At 69.4% G+C, this 22,937-nt stretch carries 23 protein-coding genes; 13 read left to right on the top strand and 10 right to left on the bottom strand.

What is annotated here, in order from left to right; all coding sequences use genetic code 11:
• Together VNT50_RS10850 and VNT50_RS10845 are read left to right on the top strand one after the other, a co-directional pair.
• Positions 1-520, top strand: a 520-nt coding sequence (locus tag VNT50_RS10850) for an FAD-dependent monooxygenase (RefSeq protein WP_325485129.1), incomplete at its 5' end; no start/stop codon positions are given.
• A 20-nt stretch (positions 521-540) separates the two neighbouring features.
• On the top strand, positions 541-1,743 hold the full coding sequence (locus VNT50_RS10845) for an MFS transporter (protein ID WP_325485128.1): 1,203 nt from the start codon (positions 541-543) through the stop codon (positions 1,741-1,743).
• A 51-nt stretch (positions 1,744-1,794) separates the two neighbouring features.
• Here the strand turns inward: VNT50_RS10845 and VNT50_RS10840 are convergent, their stop codons facing one another.
• Positions 1,795-2,256 (bottom strand): MarR family winged helix-turn-helix transcriptional regulator, encoded by a 462-nt coding sequence (locus VNT50_RS10840; RefSeq protein ID WP_325485127.1) that lies wholly within the window; start codon positions 2,254-2,256, stop codon positions 1,795-1,797.
• Positions 2,257-2,362: 106 nt separating this feature from the next.
• Between VNT50_RS10840 and VNT50_RS10835 the strand changes: the two genes are divergently transcribed.
• The 4 genes from VNT50_RS10835 to VNT50_RS10820 are packed head-to-tail and all read left to right on the top strand — an operon-like array spanning position 2,363 to position 6,255.
• Positions 2,363-3,283 (top strand): SDR family oxidoreductase, encoded by a 921-nt coding sequence (locus VNT50_RS10835; RefSeq protein WP_325485131.1) that lies wholly within the window; start codon positions 2,363-2,365, stop codon positions 3,281-3,283.
• 1 nt (position 3,284) lies between these two features.
• On the top strand, positions 3,285-4,172 hold the full coding sequence (locus VNT50_RS10830) for an amidohydrolase family protein (protein ID WP_325485126.1): 888 nt from the start codon (positions 3,285-3,287) through the stop codon (positions 4,170-4,172).
• Between the two features lie 58 nt (positions 4,173-4,230).
• Complete coding sequence (locus VNT50_RS10825) at positions 4,231-4,683, top strand: MaoC family dehydratase (RefSeq protein WP_325485125.1); 453 nt, start codon at positions 4,231-4,233, stop codon at positions 4,681-4,683.
• Positions 4,684-4,728: 45 nt separating this feature from the next.
• Entirely contained in the window at positions 4,729-6,255 is a 1,527-nt protein-coding gene (locus tag VNT50_RS10820) for an acyl-CoA synthetase (RefSeq protein WP_325485124.1), read from the top strand.
• On the opposite strand, the gene VNT50_RS10815 is transcribed toward VNT50_RS10820, so the two are convergent.
• The 5 genes from VNT50_RS10815 to VNT50_RS10795 form a co-directional block, all read right to left on the bottom strand.
• Entirely contained in the window at positions 6,250-7,074 is an 825-nt protein-coding gene (locus VNT50_RS10815) for a PaaX family transcriptional regulator (protein ID WP_325485123.1), read from the bottom strand. The genes VNT50_RS10820 and VNT50_RS10815 overlap by 6 nt on opposite strands.
• A 29-nt stretch (positions 7,075-7,103) precedes the next feature.
• Positions 7,104-7,904: an ABC transporter ATP-binding protein gene (locus VNT50_RS10810; RefSeq protein WP_325485122.1), complete on the bottom strand. Its 801-nt coding sequence runs from the start codon at positions 7,902-7,904 to the stop codon at positions 7,104-7,106.
• Positions 7,897-8,721, bottom strand: coding sequence for an ABC transporter permease (locus VNT50_RS10805; RefSeq protein WP_325485121.1), 825 nt, complete (start codon positions 8,719-8,721; stop codon positions 7,897-7,899). Before VNT50_RS10805 ends, VNT50_RS10810 begins: the two co-directional genes overlap by 8 nt.
• Positions 8,718-9,548, bottom strand: coding sequence for an ABC transporter permease (locus VNT50_RS10800; RefSeq protein ID WP_325485120.1), 831 nt, complete (start codon positions 9,546-9,548; stop codon positions 8,718-8,720). The genes VNT50_RS10805 and VNT50_RS10800 overlap by 4 nt, the downstream gene beginning before the upstream one ends.
• Before the next feature lie 83 nt (positions 9,549-9,631).
• Positions 9,632-10,615: an ABC transporter substrate-binding protein gene (locus VNT50_RS10795; protein WP_325485119.1), complete on the bottom strand. Its 984-nt coding sequence runs from the start codon at positions 10,613-10,615 to the stop codon at positions 9,632-9,634.
• Positions 10,616-10,889: 274 nt separating this feature from the next.
• Here VNT50_RS10795 and VNT50_RS10790 point away from each other — a divergent pair, with 274 nt between their 5' ends.
• From VNT50_RS10790 to VNT50_RS10770, 5 genes are all read left to right on the top strand, one after another.
• Entirely contained in the window at positions 10,890-12,377 is a 1,488-nt protein-coding gene (locus tag VNT50_RS10790; protein WP_325485118.1) for an aldehyde dehydrogenase family protein, read from the top strand.
• Positions 12,378-12,562: 185 nt separating this feature from the next.
• Positions 12,563-13,381, top strand: a complete 819-nt coding sequence (locus VNT50_RS10785) for a methylenetetrahydrofolate reductase (protein ID WP_414683961.1) — start codon at positions 12,563-12,565, stop codon at positions 13,379-13,381.
• A gap of 11 nt (positions 13,382-13,392) precedes the next feature.
• Positions 13,393-14,265 carry a formyltetrahydrofolate deformylase gene (purU, locus tag VNT50_RS10780; protein WP_325485116.1) on the top strand — a complete coding sequence of 291 codons (873 nt, stop codon included), beginning with the start codon at positions 13,393-13,395 and terminating at the stop codon, positions 14,263-14,265.
• 57 nt (positions 14,266-14,322) lie between these two features.
• Positions 14,323-15,735 (top strand): vanillate/3-O-methylgallate O-demethylase, encoded by a 1,413-nt coding sequence (gene ligM / locus VNT50_RS10775; protein WP_325485115.1) that lies wholly within the window; start codon positions 14,323-14,325, stop codon positions 15,733-15,735.
• A gap of 95 nt (positions 15,736-15,830) precedes the next feature.
• Positions 15,831-16,427: a PadR family transcriptional regulator gene (locus VNT50_RS10770; protein ID WP_325485114.1), complete on the top strand. Its 597-nt coding sequence runs from the start codon at positions 15,831-15,833 to the stop codon at positions 16,425-16,427.
• On the opposite strand, the gene VNT50_RS10765 is transcribed toward VNT50_RS10770, so the two are convergent.
• Positions 16,424-17,374, bottom strand: a complete 951-nt coding sequence (locus VNT50_RS10765; protein ID WP_325485113.1) for a serine hydrolase — start codon at positions 17,372-17,374, stop codon at positions 16,424-16,426. The two genes, VNT50_RS10770 and VNT50_RS10765, sit on opposite strands and share 4 nt — an antisense overlap.
• 46 nt (positions 17,375-17,420) lie before the next feature.
• Positions 17,421-19,448 carry a M13 family metallopeptidase gene (locus VNT50_RS10760; RefSeq protein WP_325485112.1) on the bottom strand — a complete coding sequence of 676 codons (2,028 nt, stop codon included), beginning with the start codon at positions 19,446-19,448 and terminating at the stop codon, positions 17,421-17,423.
• Positions 19,449-19,552: 104 nt separating this feature from the next.
• On the opposite strand from VNT50_RS10760, the gene VNT50_RS10755 reads away from it, so the two are divergent.
• Positions 19,553-20,875 (top strand): MATE family efflux transporter, encoded by a 1,323-nt coding sequence (locus tag VNT50_RS10755; RefSeq protein ID WP_325485130.1) that lies wholly within the window; start codon positions 19,553-19,555, stop codon positions 20,873-20,875.
• Positions 20,876-20,989: 114 nt separating this feature from the next.
• Positions 20,990-21,514, top strand: coding sequence for a DcrB/PsbP domain-containing protein (locus tag VNT50_RS10750; RefSeq protein WP_325485111.1), 525 nt, complete (start codon positions 20,990-20,992; stop codon positions 21,512-21,514).
• Between the two features lie 99 nt (positions 21,515-21,613).
• Here the strand turns inward: VNT50_RS10750 and VNT50_RS10745 are convergent, their stop codons facing one another.
• Both VNT50_RS10745 and VNT50_RS10740 read right to left on the bottom strand, forming a co-directional pair.
• Positions 21,614-22,543, bottom strand: coding sequence for an aggregation-promoting factor C-terminal-like domain-containing protein (locus VNT50_RS10745; protein ID WP_325485110.1), 930 nt, complete (start codon positions 22,541-22,543; stop codon positions 21,614-21,616).
• A gap of 168 nt (positions 22,544-22,711) precedes the next feature.
• The coding region (locus tag VNT50_RS10740; RefSeq protein ID WP_325485109.1) for a TrmH family RNA methyltransferase at positions 22,712-22,937 on the bottom strand (226 nt) is incomplete at its 5' end.

Genomic DNA, 22,937 nt, shown 5'->3' with positions numbered 1-22,937 from the left:
CGTGCAGCGGATGTACTTCCAGTGCGATCCCGAGGCCGACCCGGAGGCGCTCAGCGAGGAGGAGATCTGGGAAGAGCTGCAGTCGCGGGTTCCCGGAACCACGCTCCTCGAGGGCCCGATCATCAAGCGCGACGTGCTGCGGTTCCGCAGCTTCGTCGCCCACGAGCTGCGCCATGGCCGGGTCGCGCTGGTGGGCGATGCCGCGCACACGGTCCCGCCGACGGGCGCCAAGGGCATGAACCTCGCGATCGCCGACGTGCTGCTGCTCGAGCGGGCGCTCCGCGCGCTGCTGCTCGACAACGACGACCGCGAGATCGAGGCCTATGCCGAGAAGGCGCTCGGCCGCATCTGGAAGGCCCAGCACTTCTCGTGGTGGATGACGAGCATGCTGCACGTGACACCCGACGCGTCGGACTTCGACCGGCTGCGCCAACTCGGCGAGCTTCGCTCTGTCGTAGAGTCCGAGGCAGGCAAGACCTACCTCGCCGAGGCGTACACGGGCTGGCCTGTCCAGCTGTAGCCCGCGAGCGGGAGGTGCCGATGAACCGCACGCGGGCGAGGCCGACGGGAGCGCTGCTGCTGTTGCTCGCGGTGTGCGTCATCGCCGCGAACATGCGCGCGACGATCACCGGCATCGGGCCGCTGCTCGATCAGATCGGGAACGATCTGGGCCTCGGCTCGGCGGCGCTCGGCGTGCTCGCGGCCGTGCCGCTGATCGCCTGGGCCGTGGTCTCCCCGCTGGCGCACCAGGCGAGCCGGCGGTTCGGGCATCAGCGCGTCGTGCTGTGGTCGCTGCTCCTCCTGATGCTCGGAACCGTCTGGCGCTCGGCCGCCGGCCCCGGGATCAACCTGTGGGCGGGCACCGTGCTGATCGGCATCTCGCTCGCCATCGTGAATGTGCTGATGCCGGCGGTCATCAAGGGCGGGTTCGGCGCTCGCGTCCCCGCGGTGACCGCCGTATACACCGCACTGCTCGGCGGGATCGGCGCCATCGCGTCTGGCGTGGTCGTGCCGATCTCGCGCATCGAGGTCTCGGGCGACGAACTGGGCTGGCGTCCCGCCCTGCTGGTCACCGGCATCCTGCTGCCGATCGCGATCGTCCTGTGGGCCTGGACGATGCGGGGAAGGCGGGATGCCGTGCCCGCGGCGCCCGCGCAACGCCGACGCACGGGGATCTGGGCCGACCCCCTGGCGTGGCAGGTCGCCGGGTACATGGGCGTGCAGGCCGCCTCGTTCTACATGCTCGTCACGTGGCTCGCACCGATCTCGGTGTCGCTCGGCCGGAGCGCCGTCGTGGCCGGCGTCGACGTGATGTTCTTCCAGGTCGCGGGCATCGTCGGCTCTCTGCTGGTGCCGGTCGTGCTGCGGGGTCGGATGCGTCGGTGGGTGCCGGCCCTGCTGCCCTCGCTCGCGATCCTCGGGACGCTCGGGCTCATCTTCGCACCGGGCGCCGTGCTCGCCTGGGCGTGCCTGTCGGGGCTCTCCGCCGGGGCGTCGCTCGGCATGTCGCTGACGCTCATGGCCGAGCGCGCCCGGGGTCATGCCACCGCTGTCGCACTCTCCGGCATGGCGCAGTCGGTCGGCTACGTCATCGCCGCCTTCGGCCCGATCGCGTTCGGCGCGCTGCACACGCTGTCGGGCGATTGGACCGAGCCCCTGCTGCTCCTGCTCGCCGTGCTTCTCGCGCAGGCCGTGATCGGCGCGCTCGTGGGCAGGGAACGACTGGTGCTCGAGCGGGGATGAAGGGACCGGGCCGGCGACGGGCGCCGGGGACGGGCACCGGGGACGGGCTCGTCAGCCGGGGAACGCGAGGCGGCGAAGGAGCGCAGCGAGCTGCGTGCGCTCACCGGCGGAGAGGCCCCCGAGCAGGTTGTTCTGCGCTTCGCTCACCGACGCCGCAGCGGCCGCATATGCAATGCGTCCGTCCTCGGTCGCGATGACCACGTTCGCGCGGCGGTCGCTCGGGTCGGGGCGGCGGATCACGAGGCCGCGCGACTGCAGGTCATCGACGAGCGCGACCACCTGGCTGGGGTCCAGACGCAGCAGCTCCGCGAGCTCTCGCTGCGACGGCCGCCGCCCGCCGGCGGCGAGCGCGAGCACGGAGTACGACCGCACGCGCAGGCCCCCGGCGCCGAGCGCCGCGTTGCCTGCCGCGAGCGAGAGCGCGTTGGCGCGCGCGAGAAGGAAGCTGACGTCGTCGAACAGGTCGGCGGGCACGACCGCGAGCTCCCCGCCACCTCCGTCGACGCTGTCCATGCGGATGATCGTAGCAAAACATGCACAAATCAATGATTGACAATCTCAACTATCTTCGGTTCTAATGGACCCAGACACGAAGGAGTTCTGCATGTCCTCGAACCAGCTGCCTCTCGCCGGCAAGGTCGCCATCGTCACCGGATCGGGCCGGGGCCTCGGCCTCGCCTATGCCGCGGAACTCGCCCGCCAGGGAGCATCCGTCGTCATCAACGACGTGGATGCCGACACCGCCGCGCAGGCCGTCGCCGCGATCGAGTCCGAGGGCGGCAAGGCCGTGGCGGTGGTCGCCCCCGTCGGCCCCACCGAGACCGCGCAGAAGCTCGTCGCAACGGCGGTGGAGACCTTCGGCGGCCTCGATATCCTCGTCACCAACGCCGGCGTGCTGCGCGACACCGTGCTGTGGAAGATGAGCGACGACGATTTCGACACCGTGATCAACGTCCACCTCCGGGGGACGTTCACGTGCGTGCGCGAGGCCGCGACCTACATGCGCGAGAACAAGGTCGCCGGTCGCATCATCTGCATCGGCTCACCGACCGGGCAGCGCGGCAACTTCGGTCAGACGAACTACGCCGCCGCGAAGGCCGGCATCGTCGGCATGGTGCGCACCTGGGCGCTCGAGCTGGGGCGCGCCGGCATCACGGCGAACACCGTCATCCCCGTGGCCGCCACCGCCATGACGGCGACCGTGCCCTACTTCGCCGCGGCGATGGAGGCCGACGCGAAGGGCGAGGCGATGCCCGCCTTCTTCCGGCACGGCCTCGGCTTCGGCACGTCGGACGACGTCGCCGGCCTCATCGCCTATCTCGCATCGGATGCCGCGGCCGACGTCACCGGCCAGGCCATCGGCGTCGGCGGCGACCGCCTTCAGCTGTGGTCGCACCCCGAGCCCGTCGCCACCGCGTACCGCGAAGGCGGCTGGACCTACGATGCCCTCGACGCCGGCTTCGGCACCGAGTTCGGGGGGCGGCTGCAATCCGTCGGCGAGAGCTTCCCGCCGCTGCCGGAAGACCTGCAGCGCCCCTGACATGACCCGCTACGAACCCGCGATCGACGTCGACGCCCTCGATGCGATCGACATGCACGTGCACATCGAGGTCGACGACCACGGGCACACGTCGCTGCCACCCGATCTCGTCGAAGCGGCGAGCAAGTACTTCAGCACCGACGCCCCGCGGCCAGACCTCGACGGCGTCGCCGCGTACTACCGTGAGCGGCGCATGGCCGCGGTGGTGTTCACGGTCGACGCCGGCACCCGGCTCCGGCACCCCTCCATCTCGTCGGCGGAGGTCGCCGAGGGCGCCGCGCGCAACAACGATGTGCTCATCCCGTTCGGCTCCGTCGACCCCCTCCGCGGCGCGGAAGCGGTCGACGCGGCGCGCCGTCTCGTCGAAGAGAACGGCGTGCGCGGCTTCAAGTTCCACCCGACCGTGCAGGGATTCGACCCGAGCGATGAGACCCACTACCCGCTCTACGCCGCGATCCAGGATGCCGGGGTCCCGGCGCTCTTCCACACCGGGCAGACCGGAATCGGCGCCGGAATGCGTGGGGGCTACGGCTTCCGCCTCGGCCTCTCGAACCCGATCCTGCTCGACCCCGTGGCGGCCGACTTCCCCGACCTGCAGATCATCATGGCCCACCCGTCGGTGCCGTGGCAGGACGAGGCGCTCGCTGTCGCGACCCACAAGCACAACACGTGGATCGACCTGTCGGGGTGGAGCCCGAAGTACTTCCCCGCCGAGCTCGTGCGCTACGCCAACTCGATCCTCAAGAGGCGCGTGCTCTTCGGCTCCGACTTCCCGCTGCTGATGCCCGACCGCTGGATCAGCGACGCCGAGCACACCGCCCTCAAGCCCGAAGTGATGCCCGGCATCATGAAGCTCAACGCGGCGCGGCTGCTCGGACTCGCCGAATGACCTCGCCCACCACTCCGCCCGTTCCGCTGCGCCCGCACCACCATCGAAGGAGCATCTCATGACCACCACCGTCGCCTATGCCGACGCCGCCGGCCTCGCCGGCACCGACCTCGGATACACCGACTGGCTCGAGATCACGCAGGAGCAGGTCAACACGTTCGCCGACGCCACCGGCGACCACCAGTGGATCCACACCGACCCCGAGCGGGCGAAGGACGGCCCCTTCGGCGGCCCGATCGCGCACGGGTTCCTCACGCTCTCGCTCGCCGTGACGTTCTGGACCGAGCTGTTCGACGTCGAGGGCGTGAGCACGAAGGTCAACTACGGCCTCGACAAGGTGCGTTTCATCTCCCCCGTCAAGGTCGGCGCGCGTGTGCGCATGACCGCCGTCATCGCGGAGGTCACCGAGGTCGCCGGCGGCTACCAGTTCGGCGTAGATCAGACGATCGAGATCGAGGGCGGCACCAAGCCCGCCGTCGTCGCCCGCGGGCTGTACCGCTTCTACGCCTAGCGCCTCGCCCAGGAGCGGCCGGAAACCTCGACGAAGAGATACACGATGCACAATCACGGACTCGGTGCGTGGATGGCGAAGCGGCGCCTGAAGTCGCCCGACAAGATCGCGCTGATCCACGGCGACGGTGACACGGTCACCTACCGAGAGCTCGCCGACGGCACCGACCGGGTGTCATCGATCCTGTCGAGTCGCGGCATCCGCAAGGGCGATCGGGTCGCCTTCCTCGGCGAGAACAGCCCGGAGTTCCTGCAGGTGCTCTTCGGGGCCGCCCAGCTCGGCGCGGTGTTCGTGCCCGTCAACACACGGCTCGCGCCGCCCGAGGTCGCCCACGTGCTGACCGACTCGGGCGCACGCGTCGTCGTGCACGATCCTGCACTCACCGAGCGGATCGGGCCCGCTCGCGATGGCATCGCGCACGCGATCGCGACGGGCGAGGGCACCGACGAGGCGCCCGGGCTGTCGCGGCTGCTGCGGGAGGCATCCGGCGGTCACTCCGATGCCGAGGTCACTCTCGATGACCCTGCGGCCATCCTCTACACATCGGGCACGACGGGCAAGGCGAAGGGCGCCGTGCTCTCCCATCAGAACCTGACATGGGTCGCGCTCAACTGCCTCGTCGACTACGACGTCGTCTCGACCGACGTCGCGCTCATGATCTCGCCGCTGTTCCACGCCGCCTCACTCGGCATGGGCGCGCTGCCGATTCTGCTCAAGGGCGCCACGATCGTGCTGGAGAAGGGCTTCGACCCGGGGCGGGCGCTCGAGCTGATCGAACGACACGGCGTCACGATGCTGAGCGGCGTGCCGACGACGTATCAGCTGCTCGCCGATCACCCGAACTGGGCGGCGACCGACCTCAGCACGCTCAAGAAGCTCACGTGCGGCGGTTCGGCCGTGCCCACCCGCATCCTGAACGCCTACGAGGAGCGAGGGCTCTCGTTCTCGCAGGGATACGGGATGACCGAGACCTCCCCCGGCGCGACATCGCTGTCGCCGGCCATGACCCGAGAGAAGCAGGGCAGCGTCGGCCTCCCGCACTTCTTCACCGACGTGCGCATCACCGACGAGAAGGGCGCGATGGTGCCCCGCGGCACGGTCGGGCAGATCGAGATCGCGGGCCCGAACGTGTTCCCCGGCTACCTCAACCTGCCGGAGGCCACCGCCGACGCATTCTCTCCCGACGGCTGGTTCCGCTCCGGCGACATGGGATACCTCGACCCCGACGGCTACCTCTTCGTGTCGGACCGCCTCAAGGACATGATCATCTCGGGCGGCGAGAACATCTATCCCGCGGAGATCGAGAATCTCATCAACGACATCGACGGCGTCACGGGCGTGGCGGTCATCGGCATCCCCGACGAGCAGTGGGGCGAGGTGCCGTGGGCCGTGCTGACCGTCGGCGATGCGGCATCCGTCACCACCGAGACGGTGCGCGAGCAGCTGACCGGCGCGATCGCCCGGTACAAGATCCCGAAGAGGGTCGTGGTCGTCGACGAGCTGCCCCGCACCGCGTCGGGCAAGGTGCGCAAGGCCGACCTGCGGGCGCGATTCTCTGGCAGCGCCTCATGAGGCGTGCCGCTGGGCCCCGTTGGCGATGAGGGCGGCGAACTGCGCGGCGGATGCCTCGTCCAGGCCTTCGCGGGCAGCCCAGTAGACCTCGAAAGACCGGTCGGACGGCCAGTCCTCGTCCATGAATGCGCGCGGGAGCCGGGGGTCCGCCCCGAGGAGCGCGAGCCAGTCCGCGACGAGCATGGCGCGAGCCGAGAGCGGGCTCCCCGCCTCGGCCGCGGTCGAAGCGGCGCTCCACGTGTCGATGAACGCGAGGTGCTCGTCGCGGATCTTGTCGATGTCCCACGCGGCGCGCACGTTGTCGGCCATCGCGTACCCGGGCAGCTCCCGGGCGTGGAAAGCCGTGATGGCCGCCGCCGGAAGGTGGGTCCGCAGCGGCTCGAGCGCTGCGGCGAGGTCGACCTCACCCGGGGCGAGCCAGAGTCCGTCGCGGAGCGGAGCGAACCCCTCCCACGACAGGGCCGAGCGCAGGCGGTGTCGCAGGGTGCGCTGATCCTCGGGCACGGTGAAGGTCACGAGCGTCCAGCCGCTGCCATGCGGCTCGAAGGGATGGGGGCCGCGCACGCGCTCGGATGCCTCGCGCAGCACCGCGGCGCCCTCGCCGGTCAGCGAGAACAGTATCTCGCGGCCCCGGCGCTCGCGTGCGAGCAGGCCGCTGCGAACCATGCGGTCGAGCGTCGCCCGGGTCGCGGGCGCGGCCACTCCGGCTCCTTCGAGCACCTCGATGAGCGCGCTCGCGCGCAGCGCGGGCACGTCCTGATCGACGACGTGCTCGCCGAAGAAGGCGAGCAGCAGCTGCTTGGGCTGCCTGCTGCGCATGGCCCTCCCCTTCTCGGCGGTCCCGATGCTCACGCGGTCGGCCGCACGGCCTCGCCGCGCTTGGCGCGCTGAATCTGCTCGTACACGTGGGTGCGCAGCTCGGTGAAGCGGGGAAGCGCGCGGGTCGTGATCTGGTCGCGTTCGGGAACGAGGTCGATCGCGAGGTCTTCCTGCACCCAGGTGGGCGATTTCGACAGCACGATCACCCGCTCGCCGAGGTACACGGACTCATCGATGTCGTGCGTGACGAACAGGATCGACATGCCCCGGTCGAGATGCAGGCGACGGACGAGGTCTTCGAGGTCGGCGCGGGTCTGCGCATCGACCGCCGCGAACGGCTCGTCCATGATGAGCACTTCGGGCTGGTAGGCCACGGCCCGGGCGATCGCGACACGCTGCTGCATGCCGCCGGAGAGCTGCCAGGGGTAGCTCTTCGCGGCGTGATCGAGGCCTACGGCCAGAAGCGCGTCGTCGATGAGGCGGTCGCGCGCGGCCCGGTCGAGCTTCTTGTGCTTGAGGGGCAGTTCGACGTTGCCGCGCACGGTCAGCCAGGGGTAGAGGCTCCGGCCGTACTCCTGGAACACCAGAGCCATCCTCGGCGGCGGCGCGGTGACCTTCTTCCCGTCGAGCTCGACGGTGCCCTGGGTGGGCCGCAGCAGGCCCGCGATGCACTTGAGCAGTGTCGTCTTACCGCAACCGGAGGGCCCGACGATGCACACGAGCTCGCCCGAGCGCATCTCGAAGCTGATGTCGCCGATGGCCTCGACATCGCCGGTGGACGACTCGTACACCTTCTTCAGGTGCTCGACCTTGAGCAGCGTGTCAGACACGTTCGACCTCCTTGATTCCGTGATACCAGCGCAGCACGCGCCGCTCGACGACGCTGAAGATCGCGGCCAGAAGCACCCCGATGAGGCCGAGCAGCACGATGCCGCTCCACATCTCGGCGATGAGATAGTTCCGCTGGAAGTAGACGATCCGATAGCCGAGCCCCGACGACGATGCGAACATCTCCGAGATCACCATCAGGATCAGCGCTACCGACATGGTCTGCCGCACCCCGGCCATGATCCGCGGGCTCGCGGAGGGCAGCACGAGGTAGCGCAGTCGCTCCCCTCGGGTGAGGGCGAACGAGCGGGCGGTCTCGGTCATCACGCTGTCGGTGGAGCGCACCCCGTCGATCGTGTTGAGCAGCACGGGCCACACCGCGCCGAAGACGATCACGGCGACCTTCATCGCGTCGGTGATGCCCATCAGCAGCATCACGATCGGAATCAGCACGGGCGGCGGGATGGCGCGGAAGAACTCCAGCAGCGGCTCGAGCAGCTCCCGCAGCCACCGGGTGAGGCCGATGAGGGTGCCCGCGACGATCCCGATCGTTATCGACAGCACGATCCCCAGCGCGAGGCGCCCGAGGCTGGGGAGCACGTCGGTGACGAACGCCGGCCCGACCCACGTGTCGACGAAGGCCTCGAGGATGACCAGCGGCGCCGGGAAGAACTTCTCCGGGGAGACGGTCGCCCAGATGCCCCAGATCACCAGCAGCAGGAACGGCAGCCCGACGGCGTAGAGGATGTTGACGCCCGTGCGCTTCCACGCCTGCGACCGCTCGCGGGGCACGACGACGGTGCTCGTGTACAGGGTCACAGCACTTCCTCCCCGCGCACGGACTGATGCCATGCGAGCGACTTGCGCTCGATGAAGCGGAAGACGAGATTGATCAGCAGCCCGAGCAGACCGGTGACGATGACCAGGGAATAGACCCCGACCCAGTCACCGGCCGCCTGGTAGAAGACGATCTCCCTTCCGAGGCCCGGAGTGCCGATCACCATCTCGGCGGTGATCGCGAGGATCAGGGCGACGGCCGCCGCGAGCCGCAGCCCCGTCATGAGGTACGGCAGCGTCGTCGGGAGGATCAGGTACCGCACGCGCTCGGCGCGGGTGAGCCCGAAGGCGCGGGCGGTGTCCCTCGCCACGGCATCCACGTCGGCGACGCCGTAGAGCACCTGCACGAAGACCTGCCAGAAGCTCGCGAAGACGATGATGACGAGGGCGGCCTGCAGCTGGATGCCGTACACGAGGATCGCGAGAGGGATGAGGGCGACCGACGGGATGGGCCGGAGGAACTCCACGGTCGTGTGGGTCGCCCGCCGCAGGAACGGCACCAGCCCGATGATCGTGCCGAGCACCGTCGCGGCGACCGTCGCGATCAGCAGGCCGAGGAACCACGCGGTCATCGTCCGGCCCACGTTGCGCCAGAACTCGAGGTCGCGGAACTCCTCGAACATCCGCGCCAGGGTCTCCGTCGCGTAGGGAAGGTATCGGGGACTGATGATGCCGAGGGTCGGGATCAGCTGCCAGAGCATGAGGAAGCCGACGATGCCGGCCGCCCCCAGCGCGGCCTTGCGCGCGGTGCGTCGGGAGCGCGGGAATCGCTGCCTCGCGACGACCGTCGGGGCGTCGGCGGTGGCCATGGTCGATCCGTTCGGTCAGTGAGCAGCGAATGCGCAGGAAGGGGTGCGGAGTGCCTCGGCTGCCGAGGCACTCCGCATCCTTCCTACTGCTGCTGGATCAGCGTGTCGAGGTCGGGCTCGGCATCGAGAACCCCGAACTCGATGGCCAGGGCCACCAGCTCCTCGATGGCCGCGACATCCACTTCGGAAGTGAACTCGGGCAGCGTGATGCCCGCGGCAGCCGCCTCGGGGATGCCCATGTTCTCGACGATCGCCGCGCGGACGGCGTCCTCGTTGGCCGAGGCCCACTCGAGCGCCTCCGACATCGCGGCCGCGAACTGCGACACGAGCTCGGGATCGCTGTCGAGCAGCTCCTGCGTCGTGATGTCGACGAGCAGCGGAAGGCCCGGGATCGTCGCCTGGTACGGGTGCACGACGAGATTGCCGCCCGCGCCGACGATCTGCGACATGAACGGGTCGGGCACCCACGCCGCGTCGATGTTCTTCGCATCGAGCTGGGCCTGCGCGTCGGGGAACGCGACCTCGACGAACTCGATCGTCGAAGGGTCGCCTCCGTCGTCCTGCACGGCCTTCATGATGGTGACGTCGCCGGCCGCGCCGAGGCTGTTGACCGAGACGCGCTTGCCTTCGAGATCCTTCGGCGACACGATGCCGGAATCGGCGAGCGAGACGACCGCGTTGACGTCCTTGCCCTCGGCGAGCGAGCTGGCGTAGTTGCCGATGACGACGACACCGAGATCCTGCAGATCGGCGCGGATGGGGCCGAACGGCTGGCCGATGGCGAACTGGATGTCTCCGCTGAGCAGCGCGGGGATCGCCTGCGCGCCGCCCTGGGCGGGAACGATCTCCACCTCGAGACCGTGATCGGCGAAGATTCCCTCATCGATGGCGCCCCACAGCGCTCCGGTCTCGGCGATCGGCAGGGCCGCGACGCGAACCTGCGTGACCTCTCCGCCCCCTTCCGCCTCGGTGGGCGCGGGCGAGGACGGCGCACCGGAATCTGTGCACCCGCTCAGCGCCAGGACCGAGACGGCCACGACGGCGATGGCGGCAAGACTCTTCTTCATTGACAGGCCTCTCTTCGAACATGGGCAGGGTGTCAACGTCGCAGTGCACGGGATGCCGTAGGGGGCTCCGTCGGGAGCACTCCCGCGAGTGATCAGCACCACATTGTGTCGACTGTGCCATCGTGCGTCACCCCGCGACCGAGTGTCAAGCGATTCATGACGGGCGTCATGAATCGATTGAATAACGGCCGGAGCGGTGCTCCCTTTACAACCGGGCCGGATGAACGTAGACCTGTGTCAGGCGCGGTGATCGAAACACAGAGAGGTGCTCGAGATGACTGAAACCCTGGAAACCGTCCGCACGGACCTGTTCATCGGCGGGGACCACCGAACGACCGCCGAGACGCTCGAGGTCGCCAACCCCGCAAAGCCGGGCGTGATCGTGGGGCTGGCCGCGTCGGCGTCGAAGCAGGACGTCGCCGATGCCGTCGCGGCGGCGAAGTCGGCCTTTCCCGCCTGGTCGGCGCTGACCGCGGTCGAACGGGCGGCCGCGATGGCCGATGCCATCGCCGGCATCGCCGACGAGCGCGACGTCGATGCCGCCGTGCTCTCGCAGGAGAACGGCAAGATCCGGTTCGAGAGCTGGATCGACGCGCTCGTCTTCGAGATCCGCTGGAACCTCGCCCTCATGCACGCCGAGGAGGTCGACCAGGGCAAGGTCCTGCCGGTCGCACCCGGCATCCCTGTCGAGACGATGGTGAACTACCAGCCGCTCGGCGTGGTGACCGTCATCGTGCCGTTCAACTGGCCGATCGCGATCCTGGGTGCATCGCTGCCCCACGCGCTGCTCGCCGGCAACACCGCGATCGTCAAGCCGCCGCCGTCGGCACCGCTGGCGACGACCCGGGTCGTGCAGCGCATCGCCGAGAAGCTGCCCCCGGGCGTGCTGAACGTCGTCACCGGCACAGACGAGAACATGGCCGGTCTGATCCAGAACACCGACATCGCCAAGGTCTGCTTCACCGGCAGCGTCAACGGGGGCAAGCGCATCATGGAGATGGCGTCGAAGACCCTCACCCGGGTCACCCTCGAACTCGGCGGGAACGACCCGGCCGTGTTCCTCGAGGACGCCATCATCGACGACACGCACCTCGATCGGCTCTATGCGGCGATCTACGACACCACCGGGCAGATCTGCATGAACGCCAAGCGCGTCTACGTGCACAACTCCCGACTCGACGAAGTGGTCGCCGGCCTCAGCGAGCGCCTGGAGAGGGCCGTCATCGGCTACGGGCTCGACGAGGGAACCACCATGGGCCCCCTGCACTCGCCCGTGCAGAAGGCGTTCGTCGAGGAGATCATCCAGGAGGCGAAGGATGCCGGGGCCGACGTCCGCGAGTTCGGCGAGCTGCCGGGGGGCGACCTCGCGGGCGGAAACTTCCTGCGGCCCGCCATCGTCGTCGGCCCCGACTCGTCGCTGCGGGTCGTGACCCAGGAGCAGTTCGGGCCGGTCATCCCGATCATCGGCTTCGACTCGGAGGACGAGGCGGTCGCGCTGGCCAACGACACGTGGGGCGGCCTGTGCGGCTCGGTCTGGACGGCCGACTCCGACGCCGCGACCCGTGTGGGCGGCAAGCTGGTCTGCGGATACGTCTGGGTCAACGACCACGGCGCCACCCGCCTCGACCTGCGCGCCCCGTTCGGCGGCATGAAGCAGTCCGGGTTCGGCCGGGAGCAGGGCATCGAAGGCATCCGGGCGTTCCAGGACACCCGCTCCATCGCGACCATCGACGCGGCCGCCCTCGCCGCCCAGGCCCACTGATGGGAGCGTTCTGACGTCGGCTGAAGATACCTATGGACATTCCCTATGGCCATAGGTAAACTCGGGCGAGGAAGCGCAAAGGCGCCTTCCTTGAGAGCGGAAGGACCCGATCCGTGTCACGACCCACCCGCCTGCCGGCCAATCGCCAGGCAGCCCTCGCCCTCCTCAGCGACTATTCGCTCGAGATGACCGGCAAGGACGTGCCCGGTCTCCTCGAGGCGAAGGCCGCCATCCCGGCGGGAACGAAAGTCAACGTCACGTTCCTCGGCAATGAAGACCTCGACATGCGCGTCGCCGCTGCGAAGGCCGTCCGCGAGAACGGTTTCGTGCCCGTCCCGCACATCTCGGCCCGTCGACTGCGCTCGCAGGACCAGCTCGAGGAGTTCCTCGGGCGACTCCAGGAGGTCGGCGCCACCAAGAGCGTCTTTGTCGTCGGCGGCGACCCGACCACCCCCGAGGGTCCGTACGAGGACTCGTTCGACGTCATCCGCACCGGCATCCTGCCGAAATACGGAGTGCGCGAGGTGAGCATCGCGGGCTATCCCGAGGGCCACCCCGACATCTCGAGCGAGCAGCTCTGGAAGGCGCTCGAAGACAAGTCGGCCTCGCTGAAGGAACAGGGGCTGGATGCCACGATCCTCACGCAGTTCGCCTTCGACACCGATCCGGTCCTGGCGTGGATCCAGGCCGTGCGCGAGAGGGGGATCGACACCCCGATCCGCGTCGGCACACCCGGGCCCGCCGGCATCAAGCGCCTGCTCGGCTTCGCACGCCGCTTCGGCATCGGCGCGAACGCGATGATCGTCAAGAAGTACGGCTTCTCGCTCACCAACCTGATGGGCACGGCCGGTCCCGACAACTTCGTCACGCAGCTCTCTGCCCTTCTGGCCGACCCTTCCGCGGGGATCGGGGACGCGGGCGCGGTCAAGCTGCACTTCTACACGTTCGGGGGCCTCCTCGCGACGGCCGACTGGGCGCGCGAGTACGCTTCCGACGAGTCCTGAAAGGCCGCCCCATGACTCTTCACAACGAGGCGCTGCGCGACAGGGCGTGCCTGATCGTCCACGGCCCCGACCAGCCGGGAATCGTCGCGGCCGTCACGTCGCTGATCACCCGCAACAAGGGCAACATCATCTCCCTCGATCAGTACTCCGACGACGCGTTCGGCGGAGCCTTCTTCCAGCGGGTGGTCTTTCACCGCGCCGATCTGACGGCGTCGCTGCCCGAGATCGAAGCGGACCTCGAGGCCACCCTCACGAAGCTCGGGCTCGAGTGGGAAATCACCGATCAGTCGATTCCCAAGCGCATGGCGATTCTGGCATCGACATCCGATCACTGCCTCCTCGAGCTGCTGTGGCGTCATCGGGGCGGCGAGCTCCCGGTGACGATCCCGATGGTCATCTCCAACCACACGAACACCGCCGAAGATGTGCGCTCCTTCGGCGTCCCGTTCTTCCACGTGCCGTCGCAGGGGCCCGACAAGTCCGCCGCCGAGGCGGAGATCGTTCGTCTCCTGGCGGGCAACGTCGACTTCATCGTGCTCGCCCGGTACATGCAGATCCTCTCGTCGACATTCCTCGAGCGGGTGGGGGTGCCCGTGATCAACATCCATCACTCGTTCCTCCCCGCCTTCATCGGCGCGGCTCCCTACAAGAAGGCCAAGCAGCGCGGGGTCAAGCTCATCGGAGCGACGTCGCACTATGTGACCGAAGACCTCGACGAGGGACCGATCATCGAGCAGGACGTGGCGCGCGTCGACCATTCGATGGATGCCGCGGCGCTCCAGGCCCGCGGTGCCTACGTCGAGCGCGCGGTGCTGAGCCGGGCGGTGCAGTGGCACGCGCAAGACCGGGTCATCCGACACGGCAACCAGACGATCGTGTTCTGAGTCGTCCCGGAAACCTAACCCCATCCATCTCCACAGAAAAACAGAAAGAGGTTCATCGTGGCACCCAAGAATCTGCAGGAAGTGATCGACGCGGCCGGAAACCCGGTCGACCTCCTCCGCAACTCCCAGATCGGCTCGTACATCTACCCCGTCGTGCCGTCCGACTTCCAGAACTGGATCAAGGAGCAGCGCGCCTGGCGCGAGACCGCCGTGCTTTATGACCAGTCGCACCACATGGACAACCTGTTCATGCGCGGCTCCGACGCGATCAAGCTGATCTCCGACACGGCCATCAACTCCACCGCCGTCTTTCCGGTCGACAGGGCGAAGCAGTACGTGCCCACGACCGCGTCGGGCCACGTCATCGGCGACGGCATCCTGTTCCGCGAGGCGGAGGACGAGTACGTCTACGTCGGCCGCGCGCCGGCCGCGAACTGGCTGCTCTACCACGGCGAGACCGGCGGCTACGGCAACCTCGACATCGAGGTCGACCGTCGCTCGCCGTCGCGGCCGTACGGCCACGAAGTGACGCGCCAGTACTACCGCTTCCAGATCCAGGGACCGAACGCGTGGTCGGTCATCGAGAAGCTCAACGGCGGACCGCTCGAGCAGCTCAAGTTCTTCAACATGTCGACCATGACGATCGCCGGCACCACCGTGCGCACCCTCCGTCACGGCATGGCGGGCGCCCCCGGCCTCGAGATCTGGGGACCCTACCCCGACCACGACCGCATCTGGACCGCCATCGTCGAGGCGGGCGCCGAATTCGGGCTCGTCCCCGTCGGCTCGCGCGCCTACCCGTCGAACACCCTCGAGTCGGGCTGGATCCCGTCGCCGCTGCCCGCGATCTACACGGGAGCCGAGGAGCGCGGCTACCGCGAGTGGCTGCCCGCCGACGGCTACGAGGCCACCGGCACGCTCGCCGGATCGTTCGTCTCCGACGACATCGAGGACTACTACCTCACCCCGTGGGAGCTCGGCTACGGCTCGTTCGTGAAGTTCGACCACGACTTCATCGGACGCGACGCGCTCGAGCAGGTGGACCCGGCGTCGCAGCGCAAGAAGGTCACCCTGGCCTGGGACCCGGAGGACATGACGAAGCTCTTCGGCTCGCTCTTCGACGTCGAGGGACCGAAGTACAAGTTCTTCGACCTGCCGCTCGCGAACTACGGGTCCGCCAACTACGACAAGGTGGTGGATGCCGACGGCACGGTCGTCGGGTACTCGATGTTCACGGGGTACAGCGCGAACGAGCGCCGCGCCCTCTCGCTCGCGACGGTCGACCCGGACGTGCCCGAGGGCACCGAACTCACCGTCGTGTGGGGCGAGCCGGACGGCGGAAGCAAGAAGGCCGCCGTCGAACCGCACGACCAGCTCGACGTCCGCGCCGTCGTGAGCCCGGTGCCCTACTCGAGCGTCGCCCGCGCGACCTACCAGGGCGGCTGGCGCACCGGCTACGGCAACGCCTGAGAGCCGCGACGCTGCGAGGGGTCCGGCCGCGTGCAGACCCCTCGCGGCGCCGATGGCGTGTCATCCGTCGTGCCATGCCTGATCGAAGGAGACCGATGAGCCTGCGTTACGCGCTGCTCGCGCTGCTGCGCGTTGGCCCGCTGTCGGGCTACGACCTCCAGAAGCAGTTCGCCGAGTCGGTGGGCCACGTGTGGCACGCACCCGACTCGCAGATCTACCCCGAATTGCGCAAGATGGCCGACGAGGGTCTCATCGAGGCCGAGGAGCAGACGCGCGGCGAGCGCGGCACGCGACGGCTCTACCACGTGACGGATGCCGGCGATGCGGCGTTCCTCGCGTGGATGGCGGCACCCCACGACTATCAGCGCGTCCGCGATCCCGCCCATCTGAAGGCCGCCTATCTCGAGTCGGCGTCGCCCGCCACGGCGCGCGCGTTCCTCCGGGGTCACATCGCGCACTATGAAGAGCTGCTCGAGCAGTGGGAGGGCGAGCTCCGCCGCATCGAGGCCCGCGACAATCCCATGCTCGTGCGGCGCCTCGCCGTCACACCGCCGGAGGAGCACGAGCGCACCGTCGCGTACAAGCACTTCACCTATGAGGGACTCGTCGACCGCGCGCGCGTCGAGATCGAGTGGGGCCGCCGCGGCCTCGCCCTCGTCGACGCGCTCGATGCCGCCAACGGCCGCGTTTAGAAGACGTACTCCATCAGGTCGACGCCGAGGATGCGGAAAGCCTCGTGGGCGCGCAGACGGTGCGCGATCGACAGGTCGTCGAAGCACACGATCAGCGCGTACGAGACGCCCGCTCGCGGCCCGGCGAGCACGCCCGCTTCCACCCGGATGCCGGAATCGCGGCCGGTCTTGTTGACGAAGAGCAGCCCGTGCTCGTCGTTCTCGTGCGAGAAGGGGTCTAGGCCCGTCGCCGATGCGACGAGGCTCAGATCGTGGTTGAGGCTCAGCCACTCGGCGACCTGCGCGCTGACCCCCGCACTGACGATCTGCGAATTGACGAGGGCGCCGAAAACCCCCGCGAGCTCGCCCGCGGTGCCCAGCGCGTAGTGCGGCGCGTCGTCGGGACCGCGGGTGTCGCGGAGCTGATCGAGCAGTGCGGAGCGCTTCAGGCCGAGCGTCTCGATGCGCCCGCGTACGGCATCCAGCCCCACGCGCTGGAGCAGCGCGTTGGCCGCGAGAGCGTCGCCGGTGGCGGCCGCCAGCACCGCGAGATCAGACAGCGGCAGCGCCGGCGCCTTGAGGTGCTGCCAGACGCCGCCGACTCCGACGCGCTCGACCGACGAGCGCTCGATGATCTCGAGCGGGTCGAGCGTGCCGGCCTCGAACGACGCCGCGACCTCGATCAGCAGCGGCACGATGCCGAGACCCGCGACCGGATGCGTCAGGAAGTCATCCCCCGAGAGCACGACCGTGCCGCGGTCGAGGTCGGCGACGTGCACCGCGACGCGCGCACCGGAGGATGCCAGTTCGTCGAGCGCCTTGAGCGTCGAGGCGAACGAACGGCGGCCGACCGCCGCTCGCCTCGGGAGACGCCTGTTGCTTCGTCGCGAGCCCCGAAGCGACTCGGTGGCCCGTTGGGGCGGTCGCTGAGTAGGCGGCGTATCGAAGGGCTCTGGGGACGTGCCCACGAAGCGGTGTCCTTCCGATGAGGGGGAGTATCCGGTGAGCGACGGGTCACCAGATGGTGACGCGCTTCTCCCGGTCGAGCCAGAGGGCGTCGCCCTCGGTCACCTCGAACGCGTCGTAGAACGCGTCGATGTTGCGGACGATCTGGTTGCAGCGGAACTCGTTGGGCGAATGCGGGTCGATCGTGAGCAGACGGATGGTCTCGGCATCCCGGCCCTTCTGCTGCCAGATCTGCGCCCACGACAGCAGCAGGCGCTGCACGCCGGTGTACCCGTCGATGACCGGTGCGTGGACATCCGCTGCATTCTCGGTTCCTGAGCCCGTCGTGTCTCGATAGGCGGCGTCGCCGCTACTCGACCGGTCGAGCGAGAGCGCGTAGGCCTTCAGCGCGATGCCGAGGCCGCCCAGGTCGCCGATGTTCTCGCCGATCGTGAGGGCCCCGTTGACCACGTGGTCGCCCCCGAGACCCTTCGGGGAGAGCTCGTTGTACTGCGCGATGAGCGAGCTCGTGCGCTCCTCGAACGCCGCGCGGTCGGCATCCGTCCACCAGTCGTGCAGCTTGCCGTCGCCGTCGAAACGGCTGCCCTGGTCGTCGAAGCCGTGACCGATCTCGTGACCGATGACCGCGCCGATGCCGCCGTAGTTCGCGGCCGCGTCGCGCTCCGGGTCGAAGAACGGGTACTGCAGAATCGCCGCCGGAAAGACGATCTCGTTCATCAGCGGGTTGTAGTACGCGTTCACGGTCTGCGGCGTCATGTGCCACTCGTCGCGGTCGATCGGGCCGCCCACCTTGCCGAGCTGGCGGTCGTGCTCGGCCACGTGCGCGCGGCGCACGTTGCCGACCAGGTCGGTGGCATCGATCTCGACGGCCGAGTAGTCGCGCCACTTCACCGGGTACCCGATCTTGGGCGTGAAGGCGTCGAGCTTGGCGAGCGCCCGCTCGCGCGTCTCGGGCGTCATCCACTCGAGCGTCGAGATGCTCTCGCGGTAGGCCGCGATGAGGTTCGCCACGAGCACGTCCATGGCCTCCTTGGCCGCCGGCGGGAAGTGCCGCTCGACGTAGACCTTGCCGATGGCTTCGCCGAGGGCGGCCTCGGCGAGACTGACGCCGCGCTTCCAGCGCTCGCGATTGACGGGCACCCCGGTGAGCTGCGTGCCGTAGAACGAGAAGTTCTCGTCGACGAACTCGTCGGAGAGGAATGCGGCGCCGCCGTGCACGATCTTGAAGCGGAGCCACGCCTTCCAGTCCTCGAGACGGTCCTCGGCCAGGAGCGCGCCGAGGCCTTCGAGAAAGCTCGGCTGGTAGACGACGACCTCCGCGAAGGCCGCCTGGTGGTCGGGCGCGATCGCGTCGAGCCACGGGGTGAGATCGATGCCGACCAGCGCCTGCACGTCATCCCACGTGCGGAGGTTGTAAGTGGCGACGGCGTCGCGGCTGCGCACGTTGTCCCAGTGGTTCGTGGCGAGTTCCGTCTCGAGGGCGAAGACGCGATCGGCGGCCGCGGCGGCCTCGGGGATGCCTGCGAGCTCGAGGATCTTCGCAATGTGCGCGAGGTAGGCCGTACGAGTGTCGGCGAAGTTCTCGAGACGGTAGTAGCTCTCGTCGGGCAGCGACAGTCCGCTCTGCAGGAAGAACGGCACGTAGCGCTGGGGGTTGCCCGGGTCGGGCTCGACGTAGAGATCGATGATGCCGCCGACGCCGTCGCGCTCGAGGGCGCCCACGACGCGAAGGAACGACGGGATGTCGGTGATGTCGTCGACGCGGGCGAGCTGCTCCGCGAGCGGGGTGACTCCGAGCTCGGCGATGCGCGCGGTGTCCATGAAGCTCGTGTACAGGTCGCCGATCTTGCGGCCTTCGGTGCCGGGCTCGAACTCCTGCGACTCCTCGACGATCGTGCGCACGTCCTTCTCAGCCTGCTCGGCGATGAGGTGGAAGGCGCCCCAGCGGGCCTTGTCGTCCGGGATCTCCGTTCGCTCGATCCAGTTGCCGTTGACGTGGCGGAACAGATCGTCTTGCGGGCGAATCTCAGCGCTGAGGTCATCGAGCGCGAGACCGGATCGGGCGTCGTCGGTCATGAGATAAAGGATAGGCGTCGCCGGCTGGCGAACGAACAGCCTGCGCAGACTCGGCCGTCCGTTCTCAGCCGATCAATAGGCTCGAGTGCGTGAGCCCGAACCGCCTGCCGAGGGACACCCTCAATCGCGACATCCTGCGCCTCGCGGTGCCCGCGCTCGGAGCGCTCGTCGCCGAGCCGCTCTTTCTCATCGTGGATGCCGCGCTCGTCGGCCATCTGGGCCTCGTGCCGCTCGCGGGCCTCGGCATCGCGTCGGCGGTGCTGCAGACCGTCGTCGGGCTGATGATCTTCCTCGCGTACTCGACGACACCCGCCGTGGCGCGCCGCTTCGGCGCCGGCGATCCCACTCGTGCCGTGTCGGTCGGGATCGACGGGATGTGGCTCGCGCTCGGCATCGGAGCGGTGCTCGCGCTCGGCGGCTACCTCGCGACGCCGTTCCTGGTCGGGCTCTTCGGGGCATCCGCCGAGGTGACGCAGGCGGCGGCCACCTACCTCGGCATCTCGATGGGGGGCCTGCCCGCCATGCTCATCGTGTTCGCGGCGACGGGCCTGCTGCGCGGCATGCAAGACACCGTGACGCCGCTGTGGATCGCGGGCCTCGGGTTCGGTGCCAACGCCCTGCTGAACTGGCTCTTCATCTACGGGCTCGGGTGGGGCATCGCGGGATCCGCGGTCGGCACGGTCGTCGCGCAGTGGGGCATGGTCGCGGCATACGTCGTGGTGATCGGCCGGCTCGCCCGGCGCCACGCGGCAGCCTTCCGACCGCGGCGGGAGGGGATGCGGGGATCGGCCCTCTCGGGCGGATGGCTGTTCCTGCGGACGCTGTCGCTGCGCGTCGCCCTGCTGCTCTCGGTCGTCACCGCCACCGCGCTCGGCACCGAAGAGCTCGCGGGCTGGCAGGTCGTGTTCACGATCTTCTCCGCCGCAGCGTTCGCGCTGGACGCCCTCGCCATCGCCGCCCAGGCGCTCATCGGCAAAGGCCTCGGTGCCGGCGACACCGCCGGTGTGCGCCGCGTGCTCGGGCGCGTCTCACGCTGGGGCGTCGCCTTCGGGGTGATCGTCGGCGCCGTCATCGGCGGGCTCTCGGGCGTGATGGGGCTCGTCTTCACCGGCGATCCCGCACTCGCCGCGCAGATCCAGCCGGCGCTGATCGTGCTCGCCGTGGCGCAGCCGGTCGCCGGCCTCGTGTTCGTGCTCGACGGCGTGCTGATCGGCGCGGGCGATGCGAAGTACCTCGCCGTCACGGGGCTCATCAACCTGGTCTGCTACCTGCCGCTGCTGTGGTGGGTCGCAGTGGGCGGCGCGACCGGCGCCGCTGGGCTCGCCTGGCTCTCGGTCGCCTTCTTCGGCGGGTACCTGCTGGCGCGGCTCGTGACGCTGGCGTGGCGGGCGCGCGGATCGGCGTGGATGGTCGTCGGGGCTGCGTGACGTCTGCTTCGTGACGCGGCTGCGTGACGGGTGCTTCGTGACGGGTGCTTCGTGACGGTGCTTCGTGACGGCATCGTGATGGCCGCCGGGACGCGCCGGACGTAGCGTGGAGGGATGCGTCGTCTTCTCGTGCTCGCCGGCATCGGGGTCGTCGCGGCCGTGCTCGCCGGGTGCGCCGGCGGCGCGACGGGTATCCCCACGGGCGGCTCGACGGGCGACGCGATTCCCTCCGCCGAGCCCCGCGCGTCGAAGAGCCCAGGGGGCCCGACGAGCCTCACGGCCTGGGCGGAGTCGGCGTTGCCGCGCAACAAGCCCGGCGGCTCGAAGGCCGTGATCCGCGAAGCGGGCGCCGTCACGGCCGAGACGGGTCACCGCGCCGAGATCGGGCAGGATGCCGGGGCCTGGACCGTGCAGATCGCGTGCGAAAGCGCCGCGGGCACGCCGATCGCCTACCGGCTGATGGGCGGCAGCGAGGAGATCGCACGGGGCGAGGTGGCGTGCGGCGCGCGGGGCGAGCGGGGCGCCGGCAACACGAGGGTCGACTTCGCCGGGGGCACGGAGACGCGGCTGGAACTGAGCGCCGAGGCCGACGCGATCTTCGTGTACGAGGTCACGCCGGGCGCGGCGATCCAGAACTAGCGGCGCCGGGCCCCCGGCATCCTGAATCAGAACCGGCGTCGCCGAGGCCTGGGATCCTGGATCGACCAGCGTGGCCGCCGCCCGGCATCCGGAATCGGCTCAGTACCAGCCGGTCGACTGCGAGTGCCCCCACGCGCCGCAGGGCGTGCCGTAGACCGACGCGATGTAGCGCAGGCCCCAGCTGATCTGGGTCGAGGCGCTCGACTGCCAGTCCGATCCGGCGCTGGCCATCTTGCTGCCGGGCAGAGCCTGCGGAATGCCCGTGGCGCCGCTCGAGGCGTTGAAGGCCTTGTAGTTCCAGCCGGACTCCTTGTTCCAGAGCGAAACCAGGCACGAGAACTGGTCGGAGCCCCAGCCGTACTCGGCCGATGCCTTCTGCGCGGCGGTCGCCTTGGCGCCGTCGACGGTGTTCGCGTTGGCGAGCGCGGCGGCGGCCGCCTCGGCCTCGCGCTGCGCCTGGGCTGCCGCCTCGGCTGCGGCCTGCGCTGCGGCGGCGGCCGCTTCCTCCGCGGCGCGCTGTGCCTGCGCGGCATCCAGTCGTTCTCGCAGCGACGTTGCGAGTGCCTCGACGTGCGCCGTCTCGGCGGTGGCGTCGTCGGTCGCGGCCGGGAGCAGCAGGAGGGGCATCACCGCCGAGGACGCGAGCCGATCGATGTCGGCGCGCAGGTCGCTCGTGTCGATGACCGTGCTCGCGGCACCGAGATCCAGGCCCGCGGCCGCGACGTCGGCCTCGATCGTCTCGACCCGATCCACCGCCGCCCGTCCGTTGTCGATTGCGTCCTCGGCGCGCTCGGTGATCTCGGTGATGGTCTCGACCACCGCCGACCCGGTGACGGCGCCATCCATCCCGATCGTCCTCGATGTCGTGACGGTCGGAAGGACGGCCTCGCCGGCGTGGGCGGGAGGTGTCGCTATCGTGAAGCCGGTCAGCGTGGCCGCGCCGAGGGTCACCCCGAGCCCGAGTGCGAGGGGGGCGAAACCGCGGAGGCGGCTCTGGCGGGCAGGGGTCTGCGTGGAGCGTGAAAGCATACGAAAAGGAGCAGTCCTTCGGGTGGTTCTGCACCGGTGCTCGGCAACGGCGTGCGTCTCGGGTCGGACACAAGTTCCCGAGTCTGCGCAATCCGTCTGGACGAGTGCCCGGCACTCCCTGCGAGGAACGTGTGAGCGCGACCCGCTCAAGACCGCGGTAGCGGGAGGTCAGCCGGCGTATCGCCGGCACCATTCGTACATCACGACCGCGGCCGCCGCGCTCGCGTTGATCGAGCGGGTGGAGCCGTACTGGGTGATCTCGATGATCCCGGATGCCGCGGCGAGCGCCTCCGCGCTGAGCCCGGGGCCCTCCTGCCCGAAGAGCAGCACACAGCGCTCGGGAAGTGCGGCGCGGTCGACGGGCACGGAGCCGGCGACGTTGTCGACGGCGACA

Source organism: Microbacterium sp., from assembly GCF_035554235.1.
GTDB lineage: Bacteria > Actinomycetota > Actinomycetes > Actinomycetales > Microbacteriaceae > Microbacterium.
The sequence above is the reverse complement of the archived record's forward strand: the minus strand, read 5'-3'. Positions and strand labels throughout refer to the sequence as shown.